The following is a 24617-nucleotide window of genomic DNA, read 5'->3' as shown; positions in this document are numbered from 1 at the left end:
GGCGTCTGTACGCGATGATATCTTGAGTGGTTCGCTCTGCCTGATTAGTTCTGACGAATAATCCGGGTATCTGTGACACTTGAATCTGCAATATTATCCGCAGTGTTGAATGGCTTGCTTTGATCCGGATATGTCGCAAGCAGATATTCAGCCAGTGCGTCCTGCTCAGAACCCGTCTCAGCAAAGGTTGCCAGGCCCGGATCGTTGCTGCCCATAGAGTCAGATAAGGCAGTTTGGTTCGTACAGCTATCACCGGATGAGGTACAAGGGAATGGGTAACCGTCACCGCCGGTGCCCAGATATCCCAGAGTTACAACTTTAAAGGTCCGGGTTGCATCGTCCTGTATGGTGCCGCCGGAGACAACCGTGTCATCGTAAGTGCCGTCTCCATTGGTATCGACAGCCAGTTCGGTGATTCGTTGCCCGTCATTACCTGCTGAAGTGCGGGCTGTACGGGTTGGATCGAAGGTGAATCGCATCCCTGAAATCTGTGGGAAACGGCCACCGGCGTACCCGGAGGCATCCGTTGGATCGATGTCAGCAACGGTGTGTTCAAGGATATCTTTCAACTCTGCTGCCGTAACATCCAGCGTGGAAAGTGAATTATTAAAGGCCAGCGTTGATTGCAGGTCATACTGAGAAATATCACCTTCTGCTTTACCGGCTGCCGGGTAAGCTGCCGGCGGTAAATACTGAAGATCTGCGATATCTGTTGAACCCGGTGGATAAGTCGCATAACCGATCGAAGCGCGGATACCACCCCCGTTTTTGATCGAGATTTCAACCGAAGCATCGGCCAGTTTCGCATACCAAAGGTTCGCATCCGCTGTCAGATCACCCAGATTCGTTTCTTCAGAGCGAACTTCTGATTTAATACCGTTCAGATAGACATCGGTATGACCCACAATGTTTTTCTCTGCGGCGACAATAACATCGTTGATCGCTGAGACAATGTTATCGACAGCTGTATTTGGCGTCCCGCCGAGTTCTGTGACCATTTGGCTGTCACTGATGAAGACACCGCTGACATTTTTATCGATGGTATTGGTCAGCAGTTCCCCGTCTTTATCAAAACCAGCAACCAGACGACCCAGATATTTGTAATCGCCGTCTACATTCACGACCGCAACATTTTCACCGCTGGCTGATTTATACAGCAGCGGATAGTCTCCGGCAGAAGTATCACCGGCCCACAGACGATCGGTGCTGTCGGATAAGCGGGTATTGGAACCACCGGCTACAATGATATCAACATCCCTGAGCAGTGTTGCCAGTTCTTCCTCAATATCGATTCGCTGCATGTGAGCCAGCAGGATCACCTTATTGATGCCGGTCGCTGTGAGGGCATCGACTTTCTCCTGAATGAGTGCTGCCAGTTCTGTTGTGCTGTCATCAGCCGGTAAGACGGTGATATCGCCGGTGCTGGTAATCACTTCATTGGTCGGTGTGGTGGCTCCGACAATACCTATTTTTTCACCATTGACTTCAATCACAACTGAGGAAGTCAGGCTGTTCGGTACTGAGCTGGCCATTTGACCATCAGCGGTAACAAGCGGTGCTGTATTCGCATCATCAGCGAAAATCATATTTGAACTCAGGTACGGGAATTGTGTTCCCGGATAGGCATTATCCGCAGCCACAATAGAGGCAAATTCTTCAGTACCGCCATCCAGATCATGGTTACCGACGGCAGAGGCTTCCACACCCATTGCATTGAGCATCGCTATATCGGCCCTGCCGACGCCCGGCGTGCCAATACCTGCGACATTGGTCATGGAATCATCAGCTGCGGCCTTATAGCGCGAGCCCGGAATATAGTTGTCGCCAGAGCTGAGAAAAAGAGTGTTATTCGGGTACTGGTTACGCAGTGCTGCAACGTTACTGGCAAAGTTGCCTGCGTTGGCCAGTGCCACTGCATTGGAGCCATCCATATCAGCGACATGCAGTAACTGAAGCGTGAAAGCAACCTCATTACCAGACTGTGTTGTTTTATTATCATCATCGTCATCAAAAGCACATCCGGCGATGACGGTTGTCATCAGTGCTGCGGCAACGAATTTTTTTAACCTGTCTCTCCTGAATACGACTGTCGGTTGCATTCTGTTTCTCCTTTTGCGATTGAAATCTGTTGACTATCTGTTTTTGTTAGTAAGATCTTGAAATTACAGGATGTTCGGCATAAAGGCTGACAGCGCCCGGTGACTATAGAATGAATTTTTGGTGACGATAAGATTAACAGTGTGTGAAGTGGGAAATGTACATCCGGAAATCACAGGTATTGAGTAAATCATGGTGACAGAGCCACTGATTTGTATATCATCAGGTCTGATATGTCCGGGCAGCATGTGCCTTCAGGTTGTACGGAGTTCTGAAGAAAAAGGGGATTGGTGTATGTCCGTTGAGATCAGGCCAGCTCAAAAAGAAGATGCAGCGACGATTTTGCACTTTATCAACGAGCTGGCAACTTATGTCAGAGAGCCGGATGTGGTTTTAAATACAGTTGAAGCCATTGAAACGCATTTATTTGGAGATAATGTCCATGCTTACGCATTGATCTGTGAAAAAGAGGGTGAGGCAATTGGCTTTGCTGTTTACTTTTTCAATTATTCGACATGGGTTGGCAGGTATGGGCTATATCTTGAAGACTTGTATGTGTCGCCGGAATACCGTGGGACAGGTGCGGGCAAAGCGATTATCCGCTATCTGGCACAGATTGCAGTCAGTCAGCAATGTGGCCGGTTTGAGTGGGTCGTGCTGGACTGGAATCAGAAAGCAAAGGATTTTTATCGTCGTATTGGCGCTTTACCTCAAGATGATTTGACCATTTGCAGGTTGTCTGGTGAAGCGCTTTTACAGTTTGCGGAGTCAAATTAAGACAGAGTCAGTCATCATGATCTGAAAGGCCTCTGTACTCAGAGGCCTTTCAGAATGTATTTATGGCAAATAAACACCTTTTTGGCTTCTTTTGACTTCCTGGATGGTGCCGTCAGGGTTGAAGTGCAGATATTCGGCAGCAACATGACGCTGGCGTTTATCACAGTCTGATCCCGGCGTTTTACGCCAGACGTGATAAAACAGAATCCATTGCCCTTTATACCGGACAATTGAGTGATGGTTGTTTGAACTGAGTTCTTCATCCATGATCAGACCGCGATAGGTCCATGGGCCGGTTGGAGAGGTTGAGGTATAGTAAGTCAGCTTTCGGTTATTCTCCGGCATCGTGAAGTAGTAAATTCCCCTGCGCCTGAAGACCCACGGACCTTCCATTTTGGGCTCATAACCACCCATGTCCATTTTGATAAAGTTCCCCTTAATACCGCGCATATCATCTGCCATTTCGACCACATGATAGTCCATACCACTGCCATGAAAATACAGATAAGCTCTGTCATCATCGTCAATGAATAAAGCCGGATCATTGGCATAAGGCGAAGTCCATAACGGTGCACCAATCATATCTTTAAACGGGCCGGTTGGTGAGTCGCTTTCGGCAATACCGATGCCCATCCATTTGGTGCTGTTTTGCGGATTCTCCCTGTCTTTGTATCCGGTCCCGGCCGGGAATACAAAATAGTATTTACCGTTTTTATAAGCCGCATCGGGTGCCCAGGCATAATTGTCCGCCCAGCTCAGATCGTTGACAGAGAGAATTGCGCCATGATCAGTCCAGTGCACTAAATCGTCAGAGGAAAAGGCGTGCCAGTCTTTCATCCAGAAGTCTTGCTGGCAAGACTCATCATGTGATGTGTAGAGGTACATTTTCCCGTCGTTCCAGACATGTCCGGATGGATCGGCAGTAAGGATATCGCTGCCAAAATCCAGCGGGTTGTGCGCACTGGCGGCAGAAATATACATGCCACAACCTGCGATAGTGAATGTAGCCAATAAACTGAATATCGTTGTTTTCATCGGTTAACCTGTATGTGTTTATATGCAATTGATTTAATTTATCATTGGACTCAGGGTCTTGAACATATTTTTGCGATTTACAGGTCACAAAACTTGAAATGTACAGGTCACAAAACGGGAAAATAGCAGGATGGAGAGACGTTAACAAAAAAAAGAGCCACAAGTTGCTTGCGGCTCTGTCAAATTCAATATCTCATGCTGTTAAAGGCGATTAAGCCGCTAATGGTTTCTCAACAGCGGACGGACGCTTTTCACCTACAGGCAGAATGACACGGCCGTATTCATTGTTCAGAACCTGCGCCATTGCAAAGTAGATAGCGCTTGCACCACAGAAAATACCTTCGAAGCCGGCGATCACGCCCAGTTCTTCATTACCTGTAAAGTCTTTGATAGCCAGCAGGGCGAACAAAATTGTCAGAGAACCGAATACAACCTGCTTGGCAACCGGATAACGCAGCGAGCCAATAAACATAAAGCCGGTGAAAATTCCCCACAGTGCCAGATAGCATGCCATGAATTTCGCCGGGCTGGCAGGAAAGCCCATTTTTGGCATCGCGATCAGTCCGACCAGCGTGAGCCAGAATAATCCATAAGATGTAAATGCGGTTGTGCCAAACGTATCGCCGCGTTTGAAGCACATGATCCCAACAATCACCTGACTCAGACCGCCATAAAAAATACCCATAGCCAGAATCATTGAATCCAGCGGGAAAAATCCGGCGTTATGAATGTTGAGTAAAACCGTCGTCATCCCGAATCCCATTAAACCAAGCGGAGCCGGGTTGGCTAATTTTGTTGACATAAATTGTTACCTTCCAGTTGTCATGTCAGAAAAAGTGAAAACGGCGCGGATTCTACATGGTTAGCGATGAAAAATACAACAAATTAAATGAGGTTAATGTAGATAACCTGATTCAGGATAAGCCTTGGTGCGGACGCAAATGAGTTTTGCCTGAGAGTCAGTGAAGTGAAAAGGCTGACGACATGCCAGCCAGATTCTTTATCGCAGTGGCCGGAATTTGTATGCATACTGCCAGGCCAGATTACTCTCTCTGACCTGTTTGCGAACCACCATTTCAACTCTGGCTCCGGGCTCCAGTTCATCCTCAGAGGCAACATCAACAATTTCTCCTGCGATCACGATATCGTCGGTCAGCCGGATCATTGCAATATGGCGGGGCATCATTTCACCATATCCCATCAGTGCCAGAACCGGAATATCTGCATCCTGCATGACTTCGATTGTGCCTTCATGCGGGAAACGGCAGACTTCAAGACCGGACTCATGACAATGAGAGCAAACCGCCCGCCGCGGGAAAAAGGTTGCGCCGCAATGTTGGCACCGGGTGCCTTCCAGACGATATTTTCCACCATGTTCACGCCATTCTCTCAGCATCGATGCCGTGTTTAAACGGTGAATTTGTTCAGGGTATTGAGACATAAACAGCGCTCCTTATTCGTTACAAAGTACAATGACAGAGTTATGGGCCATATATCCTCCGATATTACTGCTGACAGCAATCCGGGCATGAGAGACCTGATTGGCCGACTCTCCCCTGAGTTGCCGGAATAATTCGGCGATGTGCATGATGCCGTCACACCCGGAAGCGTGGCCCCGCCCGATATTTCCGCCATCTGTATTGACCGGACATCGTCCATCCGGCCCGATTTGATCATCGAGCACCCATCTGCCGGCTTCTCCTGCGGGGCAGATGCCGAGGGTTTCCATCTGAATCAGTCCGGCAGCCTGTTCATCATAAACCTGAATAACATCCACATCTTCTGCGGTAATACCGGCATCCTGATAAGCCGCTGTTGTACACGCAATCGCATTGGCCGGAGACACCATACCGGAAGCAGAAGCATGATCGATGCCTCGGACCGCCGTCCGGTTATAGCGGCTGCCAAAATAGTGGGAAGTATTGGTATAAGCCATGCCTTTGACGAACACAGGCTTATCGGTGTATCGGTGAGCAAGCTCTTCCGCCACCAGAATCACACTGCCACTGGCTTCACCGGGGGCAAGCATTGCACCGTGTTCCGGTAATGATTTCAGATGCTCAACAGAAGGCAGTGATTTTTGATAATAGAATGAATCCGGGCACTGCTGACCATAACGGCGCATTTGTAAGCCAAACCGGGCCAGAACTTCTGCTGTATCATCAGCGGAATAGCCGTAATAGTGAAAATAGGCTTCATTGGCGAGATGAAAGGCATCGACATGGGAAATTCCCATCAGGTAATCATATTCAGTTTCAGTGCTGGCATTAATATAGTCTGTATAATTCAGATGATCACTGGGCTTTTCAAACCCGCCGCACAGGACAATGTCATAGCGCCCGGATTCGATCATCTGGACGCCCATCTGGAAAGAAACAGAGCCGCTGGTGCAGTTAGAGGCTGTGATAAAGCAGGGCGCAGGGCTCAGACCCAGCGCATCAGAAATAGTCGGGCCAAGGCCGCCATATTCTGAGACACCTTCACCGTGATAACCGTAACTCAGGCCCTGAATCATTTTCGGATCCAGATCGATCCGTTTGATTGCCCGGTAAGCGGACTCAGCAATCATCTCCTTAAATGTGATTTCAGGATGATAGATGCCAGGATTGGTTGTATGTTCCGCCGCAACAATTGCGACTCTGCGTGGTGCATTGGCCATGAGTGAATTCCTTTCTATAAATAGGGTGCAAGCGCATAATCCGGACGTGAAAATTTAAATTCATATTTCGCAGCTTCGGCATAGGAGACTTCTTTGGTCCGGGCCAATAATGCGGCCACGGTGGGAGCCTGTTCACGGTAGGGCAAAATTTCATCAGTGACGGTCAATGCGATGGCATCGCTCCCTGCACCGAAACCATAGGACAGCATCAGAATTTTTTGTCCGGGTTGTGCATGATCCAGTGTGGCGGCTAATCCCATCAGCGGACTGGCTGAACCGATATCACCGGTCGTTGCTGCATAACGGCTGTGAACGGTTTGTGCGTATTCCAGTTGCAGCTTTTCAGTCATGGTGTCGACGGCTGATTCTGTGGGCTGCTGAACGACCACAAAGTCAAAATCTGCCCAGGTGCAATCCATGTCATGTAACAGTTGCTCTCCCGACAATTGCATGTGGCGGTATATTCCGAGGTTATTTTTATCCGATCCAAGGCTCATACCGGAGCGGATGTAACGTTCACCTTCCGGACGAATATTATCTGCCAGATCTTCACAGCCTGAACCGGTATTATCGATGCGGGCAATTACCCGTTCTGTGCCCAGCAGCATCGCAACAGCGCCAGCACCGGCATAGGATTCCGTCAGATCTCCGGGCGCTGTGTGGCGGTTCATCGTATCACTACCGATTGCCAGTGCCTGGTGACACATGCCTGAATTGATCAGGGCATGACAAATCTGCAGGGCTGAAGTACCTGATTTACCGGCAAACTGAATATCCGCACAGAACAGCTGGCGGGAGAGGCCGAGCATTTCAGCGACAATTGCGGCCGAGCTGCGCGATTGATAAGGGTTGGTGCAGGTGCCCAGATAGATCGCTTCCGGACTGATATCCGGAAACCGGGCCTGCTGTTTCAGGTGTTGCTTCAGGGCTTGTCTGGCAGCATCGGCAGCCAGAGTGATGGTATCTTCGTCCGGTTGTAACACCGTCCGCGATGAAACCTTTAATCCGTTTTTTAATAAAGCAAGCGGGGTGTTTTTCCATACCTCTGTTGTTTGTTCAACGCTCAGCCTTAAGAAAGGTAAGCTGTATCCGTAACCTGTAATACCGCTCATTGGCTTCATTTGCACTCCTTTAAATATAAAACGAAACGTATCGTTTTGTTTTTAAATAAAAATAGCCGTGATAAAATCATAAATTAAGTTATTCTATTGCATATTCAACCAGTTGAAAAGGGTAAGTCATGGCCAGAACAAGAAGCCAGGCCTCATACGAGGCGATTATGGCGGCCACTAAAAGTGTATTGGCAGAAAAGGGATACAAAGGGTTTACGATTGAAGAAGTTGCAGGCCGTGCCCGGGCGAGTAAACCAACCATTTATCGCTGGTGGCCGGATAAGGCCCGGCTGGTCGCAGAACTTTACGAACTGGAAAATAAGATCACGTTTCAATCCTCATCGCCTGCGCCGGTCTGCGAACAATACCGGCAGTTGCTGCATGATTTATGGACGTTGTGGGAAACGACAGTTTGTGGCGAAGCATTACGGTGCTTTATTGCTGAATCTCAGCTCAATAAACAAAATATGAAGTATATGGAAAGTGATTTTATGGCTCGCCGGTTTGAAGGACCGCGTCAGTTATTAATGAAAGCCACAGAGCAGGGAGAATTACCTGAAAATACGGATATTGAACTCTTGCTGAAGATGTCATTTGGTTTTTGCTGGTTTAATTTACTGACAAATCAGCTGGATGAGAAAACTCAGATAGATGCATTTGTTGAAGCGCTTTTTCGTCTGTAAGCTGGCTCATTTCGCTCCGGTTCACATCAGTTGATATCTGACCCGATTAATACTTTGCTTTATTGCATAAACTTATCTATATGTTAATTGCCATTAAATAAGAATAATAATCACAATGGTTTCAATCTTACGTATCAGTGTGGCTCGATAATCAACGACCGTATTTTGTTAATCACTCTGTATTTTTCCTGAGTGATTATCTCAAAGGAGCACACACTGACATGCTGTCATCACTGAAAATTTCCCACAAGCTTATTTTAATTGGTTTCGTTCAGATCATGGCTCTGGCTGTTCTTGGTCTTTTCTCGACGCTGCAAATGACCAAAGTCGGAGAAGAACTCAAAGAGATCGCCGATGATCATATGCCATTAACTAAAACCCTGACTCTGATTACCGAGCATCAGTTACAACAGGCACTGACGTTTGAGAAATTTATCTCGCATGCTTTACTGGATGTGATTCAGGAGAAAAATGGTCTCTCCCGTGACAGCCAGCAGCTGTTACAAAGCGTTGATAAAAAGATAGTTGCATTACACACTGAGATTTCTCAGGCCAGAGAGAGACTGATCAAACTCGAGAAGGATGTTCACCTGCCGGAAGCGAAAGCCGCCTACCAGCATCTGCTGGTTGAGTTTGCCAAGGTTGAAAAGGAATTTATCACCCTTGAAACAGAGACAAAACGTTTTTTAGATAAAGTGCAGCAAAATGGTATTCAGGCGTCAAAGAAACAAATCATTCATCTCGAAAAACTCAACGAAGCACTTGATCACCATCTGATCAATATACTTGATGGTCTGCAGGATCTGACGATTCGCTCTGTGCAGCAGGCAAAACAGGATGAAGAGTTTGCCTTGAGTGGTGTCATAACGATTTTTGCGATATCGCTGATCATCAGTGTCGTGATTTTAATCCTGATTGGTGTGTCGATTATCCGGCCGTTGAAGGTTGTATCCACCCGGCTGAAGGATTTGGTGAATGGCGACGGAGACCTGACAATCAGAATGCAGGTCAACCGGAAAGATGAGCTGGGGGCCTTATCTGGCAAGCTGGATCTGTTTCTGGAAAAGCTACAGTCAGTTCTGGGAAATGTGACGCATTCATCTTCGAGTTTAAATCAGTGCTCTGAATCAGCATCAAAGGTGGTGAAAAACACGCTGGTTAATATTGAAAAACAGCGGGAAGAAACAGAACAGGTCGCCTCTGCCATTCTTGAAATGTCTCACGCAACAGCTGAAGTTGTGCAATATACCAGTGAAGCTTCTGAAGTCGCAGGTATTGTGAAGGATAAAGTGACACAGGGGCAGCAATCCGCGGACAGAACACAGGAGATTGTTCGCCAGCTTGCTGAAGATGTCGCTGCGACTTCAGAAAGCATTCATGCACTGACTCAGCAAACCGACAATATTACTGTGGTCGTCGATACCATTCAGCAAATTGCAGAACAGACTAATCTGCTGGCTTTGAATGCGGCGATTGAAGCTGCCAGAGCCGGAGAGAATGGACGCGGGTTTGCGGTCGTTGCCGATGAAGTCCGCTCCCTGGCGCAGAGAACACAAAGTTCAACAGGAGATATTCAAAAGCTGGTTGAATCTTTACAGGCCGGGTCGGAACAGGCGACAGATAAAATGAATAAGGGTTTAACTGTGACGCAGGAAGCGTTATCTCTTGGTGAAGAAACAACCCGGATTTTTCACGAAGCTGTGGAGGCAGTGAATAAGATTTTTGATTACAACACACAGATTGCCGCAGCAACAGAAGAGCAAAATACCACCTCAGGAATGATTCAGGAAGCCATTCAGAATATCAGTGATATTGCGATTCATACCAGTCAGGATGCAACTGATGTTGAAGAAGCAAATGATGAAATTTCCGTTCATGTGGTGGCATTAAATGCAGACCTGGGCAAATTCAGGATATAACTCAAAGTGCATCTTGAGATAAATCACGACAGGGTTTAGTGGTCAAACAAGAGTGACGTGAGCCTTTTGGCCCACGTCATTTTCTGTTCAGGACTCCCTTTCCCGGCTGCCGAGAAAGCACCAGGATTGATGGTCATCGACCCGTAGTATGCCGCCGATATTATCCGCAGGAGAGTCCATAAAGTTAAACTGGATAGTGATATCATGCTGCCCTTGTCCCCCATCAAGCGTTGTTGTCAGGGTTGGTCCGGCGTCTGAAGTAAACATACAGCCGTTCAGCAGGCATTTGATGTTGCCAAGAATATTGGTACAGACAAAGCTGGCTTCTATGGGAACAACATCGAATGATATCTCATCATTGCCGGATGAGCGGGCCCAGATATCCGCAAGATTACTGACATCCGGAATCGCATCTTTTGCTGCAATATCAAAGCAGAGTGCACCCATCACTTTTTTTTCGTTCGCACCATACAGGGACAGATTATAAATCATGTTTTCCATGCTGATATTCCTCTTGGAAATTATATTTTTAAGTTTTTGATACGTATTGGATCGATTTTAAAATTTTGTCTGATGCAGCCGGATGTTTGTCGTCATGTCTGCTGACCGGAAATTGAAGGGCTGCTGAGTGCCCTGAGCAGGCTGCATTCAGTTGTCTTTTGTTGGTTGCTGCTGCACATGACTGAGCGTTTTTGTTTTAAACACAATGGATTTTGCCCGAAAAAAGAAACCAGCCGGTTCAAAAGCTGTGATTGCAGCACGAGTGGTTGAGAATGCTGATATCCATGTATGCTCATGATTTCTCCCCTGAAGGATAACGATGGAATACAGCCGATACATCACTCCTATATGTGTCTTGATTTATAAACCAAAGATACATTCATGAAAATAATTGGATCAATTTGTTGATTGGTATGTCACAGATTGAGTCTGTTATCCACATTTTTTGCTTGATTGAATCGGATTCTGTATCGCTCAGGCACTGATATAAAAACAGAGTCATTTTACGCTGAAAATCAGTAACACAAGGCAGGAGTCAATGCGTCTCGACTTTCGGAGATGAATCTTGATGTTTCCTGAGTATATATTAATTAAACGTAACTTAAAATAAAACAATATTTTAAATTAATGTTTATGAATGGATAAGCGTATATTTATTTGTGTTAAAAACACAATTTAATTGACAGTAATATTAATTAAATGTATATGTACTAAAAAATATCGAACAATGTTCTTTTTGTGTGTCATTTGTATTTTAATTGGTAATAATCATTTAATCGTGTTTTTATGAAAATAATTGCAATCAGTTTGAAAGAGTCTCATGAACGCAGGGCCTACATGTCTTCTGCACTCAAAGGTATCAAATTTAAATTTTTTGATGCTGAGAATATCAGGCACAGTCCTGATCACTTTATTTATTCGTTATATAGTAAAAAAAAGGTAAAAAAGAATAAAGGATATGAGCTTACCTTGTCTGAGCTTGGATGTTTTGCGAGTCACCTTTCGCTGTGGAAAAAATGTGTTGAAGATAATGAGTCTTATCTGATACTTGAGGATAATATTGAGCTGTCAGGTGATTTGTCTGCCCAACTGAAAAATATTGAGGTTCTCGTTTCCCGGTATGGTGTTGTAAAATTGGGTAATATTTTCGAACGTAAGCATATTAAAATCTGTAAGATTGACGACGAGTATCATCTTATTTCCAACCTGAAAGGCGCATGTGGAACATCTGCTTATGCAATTACTCCGGAAGTTGCGTCTCTGTATTTGAAAAAGGCACAGGGCTTCTATGAGCCGGTTGATGACTTTATGGATAATGAATGGCGAACCGGTCAGATCATCTATAGTTATTCACCACCATTGCTTCGTCGCAGTGACGTCAAATCGACCATTGGTCAGAGAAAAATAAAGGATAAAATGAGTTTGTTTAGTAAAGTGAATATCGAGATCATCCGGCTGATGAAGCAGTGTCGGAGAAAGATATTCAATCTCAGAAAAAAAATGATATACAGGTGAACATGATGAGGTTGAATGGTGAGAGAAGCGATCTCATTAGTGTGATTATTCCTGTTTATAATGTTGAGAAATATCTTGCTGAGTGTTTGCAATCAGTGATTGTTCAAAGTTATCCTTATATCGAGATTATCTGTGTCATTGATGGCTCAAAAGATAACAGCTTTAATATTGCCAGATATTATCAGATGTGTGATGACAGAATAAAAATTATCTGGCAGGAAAATCAGGGGTTATCCGGTGCGAGAAATACCGGACTGAAAGTCGCTCAGGGAGATTTTATTTTCTTTCTTGATTCGGATGATTCAATTGAACCAGACGCTATCACATTGCTTCATCAACACATTGATCATTATGATATTGTTTGTGGTGGTATTACTTGTGTGGAAGAGGAGACTGGTGCACGGTATCCCTACAAGAAAAACAGAACGATCGGTGAGGTTGACTTCAACCGCAAATTCTATGCTCTTGAAACAGTTGTATGGAATAAGTTGTACAGAAAAGAAGTTTTCACAGAGATACGGTTTACCCGTGGCCTGATATATGAAGATCTTGAGCTATACTGGCGTTTATATTCTCATCCTGTCCGGGTTTATTGCATTCCGGAAGATATCTATCATTATCGGATCCGTGAAAACTCGATTATGACTAAGAGCTACAGCGGTGATGAAACCCACCAGGAACATCATATTCATATCACCAGAGTTGCTTATTCTGCTGCCGAAAAAGACCGTCGTAAAAGATATTTGTTCTATAAGCTATGCATAAAATTTTTAAATGATCTGGACGAAAAAAATTCTCCCAAAGAAAAGTATGAACAATTTATTTATAAGCATTACAAAATCAGCAGAAATTTAAGTTGTCTGCTGAGAATGAAAATTTATAAGCTTTATCATTTACTGCGTCAATAATTAGTCGCCCGGATTCTGATTAGCCGGGCTTGTATGTAATATCTTTGGCTTATAAATATTTAAAACGAAATTTGCATAACCGGGAGTCTTTTATTTTATACTTCATTTTAATGTGGTTTTCATATGCATGATAGGGTGCACCACTGGAAATAAGTATTTTCAAAAACCGTAATGCAGCTTTGTAAAACGTATATTTTAACGATGGTGCTTCTTGTAGCTGGCTATATGCAGAGTCAATGATTTGAATATAGTTATATTGATAGTCTGGATCTGGATTTAAACTGGACATAATCGAGTCACTTCTTATCCTGTAATAGATAATATGGCATTCAGCGGCATAAATTTTTAAAGGTTGTGAAAATACTTTCCAGTAAAAATCTTCATCTTCATGAACCAGTCTGGGGATAAACCTGAGATTTTTAACCACTTCTGAGCGATATAACTTATTCCATACAACAGTTTCCAGTGAATAAAAATTGTCCTGAATGTCAATTTCACCGGTTTGCCTGTGCTGGCAAAAAGGCCGGGTAACCCCTGTATCCTGTACATAATTCAGGACTGCACCACTGACGACATCATATTGTTCAATATACTGATATAAAGATGCTAAAGCATCCTGTTTAAGGAAGTCATCTGAGTCCAGAAAGAAAATAAAATCTCCCTGAGCGACTTCCAGTCCGGTATTTCTCGCACCGGATAACCCCTGATTTTCCTGCCAGATAATTTTTATTCTGTCATCACACATCTGATAATATCTGGCAATATTAAAACTGTTATCTTTTGAGCCATCGATAATACAAATGATTTCAATATGCTTAAAAGATTGGGTAATGACTGACAGTAAGCATTCAGCAAGATAATCTTCCACATGATAAACAGGAATAATCACACTGATGAGATGATTGTTTTCTGATGAGTGATTCACGATGTTACGCCCTTTCAAATAATAGTCAGGAATTCATTAGCAGATAAGAGGCTGTTATTTACGCTGATTTCCCGACAGTAACCGCTTTATTTTTAATAATTGCTTGTGCTTCTTAAACATAAATTTACCCAGTTTTGGGCCAAATTTTTGTTTGTAATGTACTTTCAGGCGCAGCTTTTCTCTCTCTTGTTCTGGTAGCCAGGAAGCATCGTAATGATGAACCGAAACCGTATTATCCGTGAAATGTTCATCACCCTCATAAGATTTGGGGCAAAAATAGTCTGATGAATAGATCGTGATCGCGTACTGCTCAACTTCCAGTCTCTGCGTTGTATTATTCCGTTTCAGACCAAATTGTTCCAGAACACGGGTATCCCGGTCCGGACATGGCGTCGTATCATAACTTCCGTTAGCCTGAATAAAAGGAATGTGTTCATAGGTCGACATTAACGCTTTTAAAGCCGGATGATGAGCTATCGCGCCAAAGCCCAGTCCGGAAGCCACGAGATGCCGGTCATCAAACTGGAATCCCATAAATGCCTGCAAGTTTAAAAAAGGCTCCAGACTGGTAAGCAGCTCAACATCTGTGTCGAGGTAGATTCCCCCACAGGCTTCCACGACTTTCAGCCTGATGTAATCGGAAACGAATGCCCATTGCTTTGCCGCATAAGCTTCTTTCACAAACTGACATGAATTCAGGTCAACATTGCTTTCATCCCAGCGGATAATTTCATAATCAGGGCAGAATTTTTTCCAACTCTCGATACATTGAATGGTGAGTTCAGGTAGTTCGTTCCCACCGAACCAGCAGTAGTGAATTTTTTTAGGAATTGTCATGGAATACTATTTCATTAACGTGAGCTGACGGGGTGTTTTTTCAGACACAGGTTTATCTTTATCTGTGCAAGAGACTGCCTTTTTTGTGAACAAAGTTCAATTGATATTTTTAATATTTCAATGAAAATATTGAACGCAAAGTGATTGAACGTTGTTCTGTGAGATTTTGCTGAAATTTGTATCCTCAGTTTGCCCCGGTTTATCAACAGCTATAATAATAATATTTCATATGTTTGATATACTCTATTTGCCACACGGCAAACGAAGATAACCGGAATCGTGTCATCATTCTTTAATCGGACATAACAGGAACATCTGATGGAATTTTTTATTTATATCATTCAGGACAATATCCTGCCTGTAGGGATTTTGCTGCTCATCATTATTTTATTGCGTTCTGCAATTAAGTTTGTGCCCCAGAATCAGGCGTATCTGGTGGAACGTTTCGGGAAATACCAGTCGACGAAGCTTGCGGGAATGAATGTCATTATTCCTTTTATTGACAAGGTGTCGGCTCAGAGAAGCCTGAAAGAGCAGGCGCAGGATGTGCCTTCCCAGTCTGCGATTACCAAAGACAACATTTCGCTGGTGGTGGATGGTGTGTTGTATTTCCGGGTGCTGGATCCATACAAAGCAACTTATGGTGTGGATGATTATGTGTTTGCTGTCACGCAATTGGCGCAAACAACCATGCGTTCTGAGTTGGGTAAAATGGAATTGGATCGGACCTTTGAAGAGCGGGATATGCTCAATACAAATATTGTCAGTGCGATCAATCTGGCTGCTGAACCGTGGGGCATTCAGGTACTGCGTTATGAAGTGAAAGATATTGTGCCGCCAAGTTCGATTATGGAATCGATGGAAGCTCAGATGAAAGCAGAACGGGTGAAACGGGCGCAAATTCTGGAATCCGAAGGGGATCGTCAGGCCGCGATCAACGTCGCCGAAGGGAAAAAACAGGCGCAGGTACTGGCGGCTGAAGCTGATAAAGCGGAACAGATTCTCCGGGCTGAAGGGGAAGCGAAAGCGATTATTGCGGTTGCAGATGCACGGGCAAAAGCTCTGGAAGTCGTTGGGGAAGCCGCCAATACTGAACGGGGACAGAAAGCGATTCAGCTCGATCTGGCTACCAAAGCGATTGAAGCGAAGCAGGCGATTGCAAAAGAGTCCTCGGTGGTGCTGTTACCTGATAATGCAACCGATGCCACAGCACTGGTCGCACAGGGGATGTCGATTATTAATACACTGAATTCAAAAGCGGGCAGTTAAGTCATGGTTTGGGTGATTGCACATTTTCCTGAAGTGCTGATGACACTTGGGGTTCTGTTATTGGTCATTGAAGTCGCGGTGTTTGGTTTTGCGACGTTTATTCTGTTCTTCATTGGGCTGGCGGTTTTCCTGACTGGCCTGATGATGCAGTTTGGGTGGCTGGATGTAACGATGAATGCAGCCCTCTGGTCGAGTGCGCTCCTTTCATTAGGTTTAGCGTTGATTCTCTGGAAACCACTGCACCTGCTCCAGAATCGCGCTTCCTCCCAATCGTCTCAGTCCGACTTCGCTCAGCTCACTTTTCGTCTTTCTGGTGATGTGGATATGGCCTCTGATGATGTCGTTTATCCTTATTCAGGCATCAACTGGAAAGTCAGAAGTGAGAAGCCATTGAAACAAGGTCAGATCGTGCGGGTGGTGAAAACTGAAGTGAGTATCTTCTGGGTTGAAGCGGTTGAAGCGGATGACGCCGGGCAGAGTGAAGGATAAGACCCGAAGTAAGCTACAACACCGTAAAGGCTGCCTGACAGAAGGCTGTTTGATTCCTCATGACTGAAATAAAAAAAGCACCAACAAATTTTTGTTAGTGCTTCGATCGATATCTTGCTGAATATGGCTTAGTTCACGCCGTATTATAAGTATATGGTTCATTGTTGTTTCCTGAAATTTATGGTTGTCATTTTAAGGCATTGAAAATATAGAGTTTATTGTTATATTTGTTCTTTCTCGTTCATCGTGTATCATCGTTACGCAAATAAATGTGTGTATCATGGTGTGTATCACAGAAGGCTGTTTTATCCGGCCAGGTGCTTGTATGGCAACAACAAATAAAATCAATGATAGATTCTTAAAAGCAATTTATGGGAAACCTTACGAGGGTCAAAGCGTCATTTCTGATGGTTCCGGGTTATCAGCCCGGATTTCTAAAAACGGTGCAATAGGCTGGATTTATCGTTATCGGTTAGGCGGACGGGAGACCAATCCAAAATTATTAGGTTTGGGTTCGTATCCGGAAACTTCACTGAAGCAGGCAAGAGAAAAGCGCGATCGCTGCCGGGAGTGGTTGGATAACGGTAAAGATCCAGGTGTTGAAATGAACTTGTTAAGAGCAAGTCGCCAATACCCGGTGACGGTTAAAGAAGCACTGGACTACTGGCTGAAGCACTATGCGAAAGAAAACCGGAAAAATTACAAGCGGCATCAGGCACAGTTTGAACGACATATTTATCCTACGCTTGGGAGGTATCCGCTTGCTGATGTTTCCACTTCATTATGGTGTTCCTGTTTCGATAAAGTCCGCCGGGGTTCGGGAAAACGAAAAGCGGCACCTGTTGCAGCCGGGTATATTTTCCAGAATTGTAAACAGGCGCTGATTTTCTGCCGTAAGCGGGGCTTTGCCCTCAGCCATGCCTTAGATGACCTGATAATCAGTGATGTAGGTAAGAAGCAGGCGAAACGGGATCGCGTGTTGAGTGATGAAGAACTCACACAATTACTTGAACTGATTCAGGGTGACAAAGTACTCCCATACTATCAGCGGCTGATTCTGTTACTGGTCATTTTTGGTGCCCGGACACAGGAAGTGCGCTTATCAACATGGGATGAATGGGATTTTCATCAGCAACTTTGGACGGTGCCAAAAGCGAATAGTAAAAACTCTGAAATGATTATTCGCCCCATTCCGGATGCAATCATTCCTTGGTTACTGGAACTGAAGTTTGAAACTCAGAAAACAGGCTTTGTGCTTGGCGGTGAAAAATCACCGGAATCAGTCAGCCAGTATTGCCGGATTTTATGGAAGAAACTAGACCATCAGGAATCATGGTCAATTCACGACTTACGCCGGACGATTGCCACCAAGCTAAATGATTTAGGCGTTGCACCGCATGTAGTTGATCACCTGCTAGGGCATACGGTTGCTGGAGTATCCGGGATATATAACCGCAGCCAGTATTTGAGTGAGAAATCAGAGGCGTTGAGGATTTGGGTTGATTATCTTGGGTTTGGGGAGGATGTTTCTTTGGGAAGATATGAGGGGTTGGTTTGAGTATTTGGGGATAAGTACGGTTCAGTGTTCTTTATTTGTGAATGTTATGTCAAGGATTCTGGTCTGAGTTATGCGCATTTGGCTTCTGAATAAACAGATGGTTCACTCATAAAGCGATGAACAACGCTTCATACGACTTCAGGTCGCACGGACAAAAGCATGTTAGTACAAATGCTCTAATATGCTAGTATCAGATAAGACAAAGTATCTTGAAACCTTAAATACCTGTTAGGGCTATTTAATTAGCCAAGTATAATGTTTCCATTTTCAAATTCAATCTTTGTTGCTGAAATACGGTGTTTTTCAAGATAGTTGTCATCATCTGCTTAATATTTAAGCTGCTTTTTCTTCGTCAATTTCTGGTGTTTTGTCCGGGTTTAATTCAACCTTACCAACTGGCTCACAGTTCCTGATATTTCCTGACCAGCGCGCTGGATTCGCCTCTCGGTGTAACATCAAGACCTGTTTGCGGTTTTCTAAAATCTGTTTGTCTTTTCCATGATGACGCTCATCTGGCGTCACGTAATTGAGCGCACTGTGTTTGTGCTCCGTGTTATACCACTGAACGAATCGCTCTACCCATTCTCTGGCATCGTTCAGACTTCTAAATCCATTTGATGGCCATTGCGGGATATATTTCAACGTCCGGAACAGCGATTCCACATAAGGGTTATCATTACTCACCCGCGGACGGCTGTAAGAAGAGAGCACGCCAAGCTCTTCCATTTTTGCTTTCAGTGTCAGGGACTTCATCGGGCTGCCGTTATCTGAGTGCAGGACCAACGCCTGTTGAAAACATTTTTCCCGGAACACTGTCCGTTGCAATAATTCTGACGCCAACTCACCACATTCGGTTTCATGCACCTCATAACCCACGATTTTCCGGCTGTAAATATCTTCAATCAGATACAGGTAGTAAAACTGACCACGTACCGTTGAAGGCAGATAGGTGATATCCCAGGTGTGGACCTGATTTGGCTGTGTCGCAGTATAACTCGTTGGTTTTACAACTTTTTGTCGGCTCTTCTGGCGACCTCTCCCGGTCAGCTGTCCTGCTGCTTTTAAGACCCGGTAAAAACTCGATTCACTGGCAATATATTCTCCTTTATCCAACAAGGCCGGAACAATCTGCGCGGGCGGCAGACTGGCATATTCTGCAGTATTACAGATGTCGATAATCGCCCTTCGTTCCTGCTCTGAAAGCTTGTTGACCGGCGCCGGTCTCAATGCCTGTGGTCTTTGATCGGCCTGAACCTTTCCACCCTGATACCAGCGGCGGTAAGTCCGTAAATCAATCTGCGCTTCATCACAGGCTCTGATTAACCGGCAACCACTCTGGCAGGCTTCATGGATCAGTGCTATGAGACTTTTCCTGTCTTCGGTTGAGGTCAGTCGTCCCCGGGATCTTCCCCGTAAAAGGCTCTGAGCTTTTTTCTCAGCACCAGTAAAGCTGCAGTTTCAGCGAGTGCTTTTTCTTTATGTCGCAGCTCTTTTTTCAGGGCTTTGATTTCCTGTTTATCGGCCTTTGCCTGTTTTTTCGCTTCCGCTTCCCTTTCTTTAGCCGACATAAAGCCCTGCATACATTCACTGCGCCACTGATGAACCTGCTCAGGGTACAGGCCTTTTTCACGGCAGTACTGACTGAGCTCTGCTTCAGTCATAGAAAGGGTGTCGGCAACAACGGCCAGTTTGGTTTGTGCGGACCATTGTGAAGATGAAGTATGACTGTCTGGCAAAACGACTCCTGATTCTCTGAATGCTTTTCGCCAATTGTACAGGGTTGCTTCACAAATCCCTTCTTCTTTTGCCAGTTGAGCGACAGAAAGTGAATGTGGGGGTAACATTTTTTTCAGGATCGCTTCTTTTCTTTCTGGTGAATAGCGGGTCATCATTCCTCTTTAACCTCCCCTATGACTGGTTAATTTTTAACAGTGGCAACTATTCTGACAGAGGGGGTAAAGCATCTTCAATATCATCAAACTTATAGTGATCATTAACAGTTCTCCTATTCTCGTTTACTTTCTCTACAATATTTATAAATGTTGCTCTCGTAATTATCGGACCATGAACCAAAGAACAATTTTTTTCATTGCAGTTTAGATCATAATAGTAGTGATAATATTTGTTTTTCCCATCAAGGTAGATCGGAGGGCAATTAATTCCATTTTTATTAAATGCTTTTTTTACAAAATCTTTAATTTGTTCCTTCCAAACAACAATATAATCTACATCGGAAAGGTTAAACTTTTTATAATGAAGTGCTTCTGCCATTTTTTTATGTTTAATAGAGTCATCAGTACACCCCCATGACCTACTTTCAATAATATCCCAACTTAATTTATCAAGTTGTGTTGGACAATCATAGAACTCAGGTGGTTCAAACCTTCTATTTGCAGCTTTATTTGTAAAAACAAATTTTTTACTTTTAAGTTTCTCGAATGAGACAGCAAAGGTAATAAAAAACGGCTGGTCATAATTTCTTGACTTAATAATGCTAAGAAACATTGGAGTTCTTGGACAAAAATAAAATGGGACATAATCGTGAATCTTTCCCTTTGGTCCACATGGCACTACCATTTCATGTCTAGTGCACTGTATATCAGATGAGGCCACATCTAAATGCTTAATTTTTCTTTCTTTTTTTTCGTTTGTACTTAACAAGCCATTAACCAATATATCATTAAGATTAGCTAAGTGAGTGAAATGGAAAAAATACTTATCTTTGTATTGGTCTAAAGTAGACATTTTGTTCCTCATGTGAAATATAAAGAGTTCTAAAACTTTATAGGTGGAATTTCTCCATACCTACATTCTACCTATAATGCTACCAATTGTTATTAAACTAAATCAATATCAGCCTCTTGTGTGAATCAGAGACGATTTCAGGAGATAATTACGGAAAAACACCGCTCATAGATTAGATTAATTTTGTCCACTCTAGAGAATTCATGGGGAGCCAGTTTGGCGGGGCTAGGAAGCTTCGGGGCAAAAACGATTTTCAATAATGCCTTTCCACCATCACTGTATAAATTGTATATGTTCTTCCATCTCCCATCTGTGTCCAATTGTCAACCGATACACTTTTCCATGCGGAATCAACGTATCGCAATGTGTTTTATGTATAAACGGGTTAAAATGCTACTTTCAACAGGAAATCTATTCACAATCTCAAACGGCTTAGATTCCCAATGATTCAGAATAATTCCACACAAATACTCCAGACAGGTTTATACATGGCGCAAAGAAAACGCCGGTTTATCCGGTTAGAAGAAATAGAAAAAAGAACATCTCTGACCAAAGAAGAAGTGCTTGATTCAATTGATGATGGTGAGCTTCATCTGTGTGCAAAGGTTGAGGTGAAGCACGCCGGGGCGTTGTTTGCTGTGAAAGATAAGCCTGTGGTTGGTGCGGTGTTTGATTACCGGGGATTTGTCCGGTTAGGCTGGGAAGATTCAAAGCATTTTGCGGCTTACAACAAAGAGAAAATGGTAGAGATGTTTCAGATCCTTGAGCCGGAAAAAGTCTCAGGCTGGCAATCGGTGACAGAGGCTTTCGGAGCCATAGAAAAATATATCATCCCATACATGAATAAGTTACCAGCACGGCGGGAAAAGCCTTTCTGGGCTTACCCTGAAGTGATTTATGATGTCACTGGTTTTCAAAGTGTCGGCCAAATGATCACTGAAATGTTTACGGCTGAAATGAAAGAAAAAATGGGTGATGAGCTTAACAGGCTGAATACCCGTTACCTGCAAAACCGAAAACTGACCATTGAACCGCACTCCCTACGGATTGACTTAAATCAGATCGCTGAACGGTTTGGTCTTGAAGTGATAAAAGATACGGTACCCGCTCCGACAATACAAAAGCAGCCGGAAGCCTCCGGTGAGGTTGTGTTTACCAATCCCATCAAACAGATTTTGCACCGGGTGCTATTGAAACATCCGAAATCCCGTTCAGATAAGGTACTGGTGTTACTGCGTAAAGATATCCATCTTGAAACCGGGCGTGAATTTGATACCGATGCAGTGATTGATGACATCACCAATGATGACATTACTTATTTTGGCCGGGGTGATGTGGTATTAACCATGTCTTACCGCCGTTTTCAGAACCTGCTGAGTGAAGTCAGAAACGAACTGAAAAATTAACTTCACGGTTAGCTGCACGGTCATCTGCACGTGCAGATTACGCATGTTTTTATATCTCTCAATGAACAAACGGAGATACAAACATGACACAAACCACCATCGAAAAACGTGCATACACAGAGCAGGAAACCGCCGCTTATATCGGCATGAGCCGTTCTTTTTTACGTCAGGCCAGAATGGAGGGGCACCGGGGAAACCGCACGGTTGCACCACCCTTTATCAAAATCGGGCGTGCTGTCCGTTACCTCAAAGAAGACTTAGATCAGTGGTTAAACAATCACACCAAGCTGGATCACCTGTCTCAGGAGGTGGCTTACTATGCCTGAGTTTTCTACTCCTTCTCTCACCAAAGAACAAAAAGCATTACTGCAATGGATGCAAACCGGGCGAACGTTTCGCGTTTGCTCTGATTACAGTCCAATGAAAGGCGAGGTTCAACCAAAATCCCGGTTGCCTGTCCGGGTATTTTCCGGCACGGTCGATAAACTTTATCAGGCCGGGTTGGTTACCTTCACCCCGGTGAACTTCTTCGGCCTTCGCTGGGATGAGTTTTCCCTCACATCACGAGGGAGGGATGCAATATGAAGCCAATCAGTTTTTCACAGGTCGATTGGGATGATAAAGCCTTTGTTCAGCAAAGGCTTTGTTGCTTTCCGCCGGAAATACAACGCTTATTGCTGCGTGAGTATTTCGCCCGGCCAACCAAATTTGAACGCAATACCTTTTTACGCCTCACCACAGAGCAGTTAGCGGACAAGCTTTCCGTTCCCTTTCAGCAGCTTGAGCTGAACCTCAGTGAAGATGATTTACGCGCCAAAGCTAAACATTTGGCAAAGTCGGTGTTTGCTCTGCGTCGTCAGTATCTGGATGATGAATTCTCCCTTGAGCCTGTGCGCTGCTTTATCCGGCAACAAGGGATCATTCCGACAGAAGGTTATTCCCTGGCCGGGGAAATGGGACGGTACTGTGATCATAAATGGTGGTTGCGTAAGCTGAGAAAATCCCAGCGACGCAACATTGAAACTGTGTTGCATCACCTGAATCAGGTCAACAAACGCACCAGTCTGTATTGTTCAAAGCTCACCTTACAGGCCAGAATCCGGCAGAAAGCTTATCAGCATGAATATCTGTCTAACACTTTTGCCGTGAACAATCTGGGACAGCGCTTTTCATTACTGGAACTGTCACAAAAAGGTGTTGCTGACCCGAAAATCAGAAAAGGTGAATTGATGCTTCGGGCAAGAGGGTTTGAAGAGCTGGCGCAGGATTCCGGCCATGAAGCCGCCTTTCTGACGATCACCTGTCCGTCAAAGTATCACCGCAGTTATTCCAAATCCGGCGATATCAATCCCAAATGGCAGGGATTCACCCCGCTGGATGGGCAAGCTTATCTCAATAACTTATGGCAGTTAATCCGGGCGAAACTCAGCCGCCTGAATATCCGCTTTTACGGCTTCCGGGTGGCAGAGCCACAACATGATGGTACACCGCACTGGCATTTATTGCTGTTTGCTGAAAAGCACCTCTATCAGCCCATGATTGAAGTGATGCGGGATTACGCCATGCGTGAAGACAGCGACGAATCCGGCGCAGATAAACACCGTTTTACGGAAGTTAAAATCGACCCGGCCAAAGGCTCATCGACTGGCTACATTGCGAAATACATCTCCAAGAACATTGATGGCAGTGATTTAGACACTGGCCTTTATGGCGAAGACCCGCAGGAAGCCGCCGCCAGAGTGGACGCATGGGCGGCCTGTTGGGGTATTCGTCAGTTTCAGCAACTGGGTGGTTGTTCCGTTACCGTCTGGCGCGAACTGCGACGCTTAAAAGACATTACCGGGTTGTCTGACAAGCCCAAAGCGATTATTGAAGCTGCCGACAAAGGCGACTGGAAAACCTTTACCGTGCAGATGGGCGGGGTGTTCTGTGAGCGCAAGGCACAGGTTTTTAAGCCTTACTATGAATATTCTGTTGATCAGACCACTGGCGAAATAAAAAGCAGTCTATACTGTGAAAGTGAGCTCATAAGAGCATTAAAAGGTGTAGTCACTGTCGGGCGTGAATTGATTACCCGGATTTTTGAGTGGCGGATTGAGTTACAGCAGGCGACATCTTTTCACTTGGAGTTCTGTGAATAAGTGTATTTGGGATAGTAACGAATGTGATAACAACTTCGGAT

24 protein-coding genes are annotated in these 24617 nt (G+C 44.6%); 12 read left to right on the top strand and 12 right to left on the bottom strand.

Annotated elements, in window-relative coordinates; translation table 11 throughout:
• Positions 1–44: 44 nt before the first annotated feature.
• Positions 45–2099 carry a bifunctional metallophosphatase/5'-nucleotidase gene (locus tag OCV29_RS16340; RefSeq protein WP_073604204.1) on the bottom strand — a complete coding sequence of 685 codons (2055 nt, stop codon included), beginning with the start codon at positions 2097–2099 and terminating at the stop codon, positions 45–47.
• Between the two features lie 292 nt (positions 2100–2391).
• Between OCV29_RS16340 and OCV29_RS16335 the strand changes: the two genes are divergently transcribed.
• Entirely contained in the window at positions 2392–2874 is a 483-nt protein-coding gene (locus tag OCV29_RS16335) for a GNAT family N-acetyltransferase (protein WP_073604202.1), read from the top strand.
• A gap of 60 nt (positions 2875–2934) precedes the next feature.
• On the opposite strand, the gene OCV29_RS16330 is transcribed toward OCV29_RS16335, so the two are convergent.
• From OCV29_RS16330 to OCV29_RS16310, 5 genes are all read right to left on the bottom strand, one after another.
• A complete protein-coding gene (locus OCV29_RS16330; RefSeq protein ID WP_084193349.1) occupies positions 2935–3909 on the bottom strand; it encodes a family 43 glycosylhydrolase in 975 nt (324 codons plus the stop codon).
• Positions 3910–4120: 211 nt separating this feature from the next.
• A complete protein-coding gene (locus tag OCV29_RS16325) occupies positions 4121–4711 on the bottom strand; it encodes an acetate uptake transporter (protein ID WP_073604200.1) in 591 nt (196 codons plus the stop codon).
• A 198-nt stretch (positions 4712–4909) separates the two neighbouring features.
• Positions 4910–5350 carry a Zn-ribbon domain-containing OB-fold protein gene (locus OCV29_RS16320; RefSeq protein ID WP_073604199.1) on the bottom strand — a complete coding sequence of 147 codons (441 nt, stop codon included), beginning with the start codon at positions 5348–5350 and terminating at the stop codon, positions 4910–4912.
• A gap of 12 nt (positions 5351–5362) precedes the next feature.
• Positions 5363–6568, bottom strand: a complete 1206-nt coding sequence (locus OCV29_RS16315) for a thiolase family protein (protein WP_073604198.1) — start codon at positions 6566–6568, stop codon at positions 5363–5365.
• Between the two features lie 14 nt (positions 6569–6582).
• A complete protein-coding gene (locus OCV29_RS16310) occupies positions 6583–7689 on the bottom strand; it encodes a hydroxymethylglutaryl-CoA synthase (RefSeq protein WP_084193348.1) in 1107 nt (368 codons plus the stop codon).
• Between the two features lie 119 nt (positions 7690–7808).
• On the opposite strand from OCV29_RS16310, the gene OCV29_RS16305 reads away from it, so the two are divergent.
• Positions 7809–8363, top strand: coding sequence for a TetR/AcrR family transcriptional regulator (locus OCV29_RS16305; RefSeq protein WP_073604196.1), 555 nt, complete (start codon positions 7809–7811; stop codon positions 8361–8363).
• A gap of 221 nt (positions 8364–8584) precedes the next feature.
• On the top strand, positions 8585–10282 hold the full coding sequence (locus tag OCV29_RS16300) for a methyl-accepting chemotaxis protein (RefSeq protein WP_073604195.1): 1698 nt from the start codon (positions 8585–8587) through the stop codon (positions 10280–10282).
• A gap of 87 nt (positions 10283–10369) precedes the next feature.
• Here OCV29_RS16300 and OCV29_RS16295 read toward each other — a convergent pair whose 3' ends face one another.
• Together OCV29_RS16295 and OCV29_RS16290 are read right to left on the bottom strand one after the other, a co-directional pair.
• Positions 10370–10783 (bottom strand): hypothetical protein, encoded by a 414-nt coding sequence (locus tag OCV29_RS16295; RefSeq protein ID WP_073604194.1) that lies wholly within the window; start codon positions 10781–10783, stop codon positions 10370–10372.
• A 92-nt stretch (positions 10784–10875) separates the two neighbouring features.
• Complete coding sequence (locus tag OCV29_RS16290; RefSeq protein WP_139281601.1) at positions 10876–11079, bottom strand: hypothetical protein; 204 nt, start codon at positions 11077–11079, stop codon at positions 10876–10878.
• A gap of 490 nt (positions 11080–11569) precedes the next feature.
• Here OCV29_RS16290 and OCV29_RS16285 point away from each other — a divergent pair, with 490 nt between their 5' ends.
• Both OCV29_RS16285 and OCV29_RS16280 read left to right on the top strand, forming a co-directional pair.
• The gene (locus OCV29_RS16285) at positions 11570–12298 is read left to right on the top strand and encodes a glycosyltransferase family 25 protein (RefSeq protein ID WP_073604192.1); all 729 of its coding nucleotides are present in this window, start codon (positions 11570–11572) and stop codon (positions 12296–12298) included.
• A gap of 2 nt (positions 12299–12300) precedes the next feature.
• The gene (locus OCV29_RS16280) at positions 12301–13206 is read left to right on the top strand and encodes a glycosyltransferase family 2 protein (protein WP_084193347.1); all 906 of its coding nucleotides are present in this window, start codon (positions 12301–12303) and stop codon (positions 13204–13206) included.
• Positions 13207–13255: 49 nt separating this feature from the next.
• Here the strand turns inward: OCV29_RS16280 and OCV29_RS16275 are convergent, their stop codons facing one another.
• Complete coding sequence (locus OCV29_RS16275) at positions 13256–14131, bottom strand: glycosyltransferase family 2 protein (RefSeq protein ID WP_073604190.1); 876 nt, start codon at positions 14129–14131, stop codon at positions 13256–13258.
• A 54-nt stretch (positions 14132–14185) separates the two neighbouring features.
• Positions 14186–14968 (bottom strand): glycosyltransferase family 32 protein, encoded by a 783-nt coding sequence (locus OCV29_RS16270; RefSeq protein ID WP_073604189.1) that lies wholly within the window; start codon positions 14966–14968, stop codon positions 14186–14188.
• A gap of 318 nt (positions 14969–15286) precedes the next feature.
• On the opposite strand from OCV29_RS16270, the gene OCV29_RS16265 reads away from it, so the two are divergent.
• The 3 genes from OCV29_RS16265 to OCV29_RS16255 all read left to right on the top strand — a co-directional run bounded on the left by OCV29_RS16265 (position 15287) and on the right by OCV29_RS16255 (position 18284).
• Positions 15287–16237, top strand: a complete 951-nt coding sequence (locus OCV29_RS16265; RefSeq protein ID WP_073604188.1) for an SPFH domain-containing protein — start codon at positions 15287–15289, stop codon at positions 16235–16237.
• Positions 16238–16240: 3 nt separating this feature from the next.
• On the top strand, positions 16241–16726 hold the full coding sequence (locus tag OCV29_RS16260) for an NfeD family protein (protein ID WP_073604187.1): 486 nt from the start codon (positions 16241–16243) through the stop codon (positions 16724–16726).
• A gap of 325 nt (positions 16727–17051) precedes the next feature.
• Positions 17052–18284 carry a tyrosine-type recombinase/integrase gene (locus tag OCV29_RS16255; RefSeq protein ID WP_073604272.1) on the top strand — a complete coding sequence of 411 codons (1233 nt, stop codon included), beginning with the start codon at positions 17052–17054 and terminating at the stop codon, positions 18282–18284.
• Between the two features lie 333 nt (positions 18285–18617).
• Here OCV29_RS16255 and OCV29_RS16250 read toward each other — a convergent pair.
• A protein-coding gene (locus tag OCV29_RS16250) for an IS3 family transposase (protein WP_370737238.1) occupies positions 18618–20173 on the bottom strand; the annotation gives its coding sequence in 2 pieces (ribosomal slippage) (positions 18618–19720 and positions 19720–20173; 1557 coding nt in all).
• Positions 20174–20222: 49 nt separating this feature from the next.
• Positions 20223–21029 carry a DUF4433 domain-containing protein gene (locus OCV29_RS16245; protein WP_073603633.1) on the bottom strand — a complete coding sequence of 269 codons (807 nt, stop codon included), beginning with the start codon at positions 21027–21029 and terminating at the stop codon, positions 20223–20225.
• A gap of 488 nt (positions 21030–21517) precedes the next feature.
• On the opposite strand from OCV29_RS16245, the gene OCV29_RS16240 reads away from it, so the two are divergent.
• The 4 genes from OCV29_RS16240 (at position 21518) to OCV29_RS16225 (ending at position 24576) form a co-directional block, all read left to right on the top strand.
• Positions 21518–22435, top strand: coding sequence for a hypothetical protein (locus OCV29_RS16240; protein WP_139281573.1), 918 nt, complete (start codon positions 21518–21520; stop codon positions 22433–22435).
• A gap of 83 nt (positions 22436–22518) precedes the next feature.
• On the top strand, positions 22519–22761 hold the full coding sequence (locus OCV29_RS16235; RefSeq protein ID WP_073603635.1) for a helix-turn-helix transcriptional regulator: 243 nt from the start codon (positions 22519–22521) through the stop codon (positions 22759–22761).
• Positions 22754–23020, top strand: a complete 267-nt coding sequence (locus OCV29_RS16230; RefSeq protein WP_073603636.1) for a hypothetical protein — start codon at positions 22754–22756, stop codon at positions 23018–23020. The genes OCV29_RS16235 and OCV29_RS16230 overlap by 8 nt, the downstream gene beginning before the upstream one ends.
• Entirely contained in the window at positions 23017–24576 is a 1560-nt protein-coding gene (locus OCV29_RS16225; protein ID WP_073603637.1) for a replication endonuclease, read from the top strand. Before OCV29_RS16230 ends, OCV29_RS16225 begins: the two co-directional genes overlap by 4 nt.
• Positions 24577–24617 lie beyond the last annotated feature (41 nt).

The organism is Vibrio aerogenes (genome assembly GCF_024346755.1).
GTDB classification, from domain to species: Bacteria; Pseudomonadota; Gammaproteobacteria; order Enterobacterales; family Vibrionaceae; genus Vibrio; species Vibrio aerogenes.
Note: the sequence above shows the minus strand (reverse complement) of the source record. Positions and strands in the feature narration are given on the sequence as shown.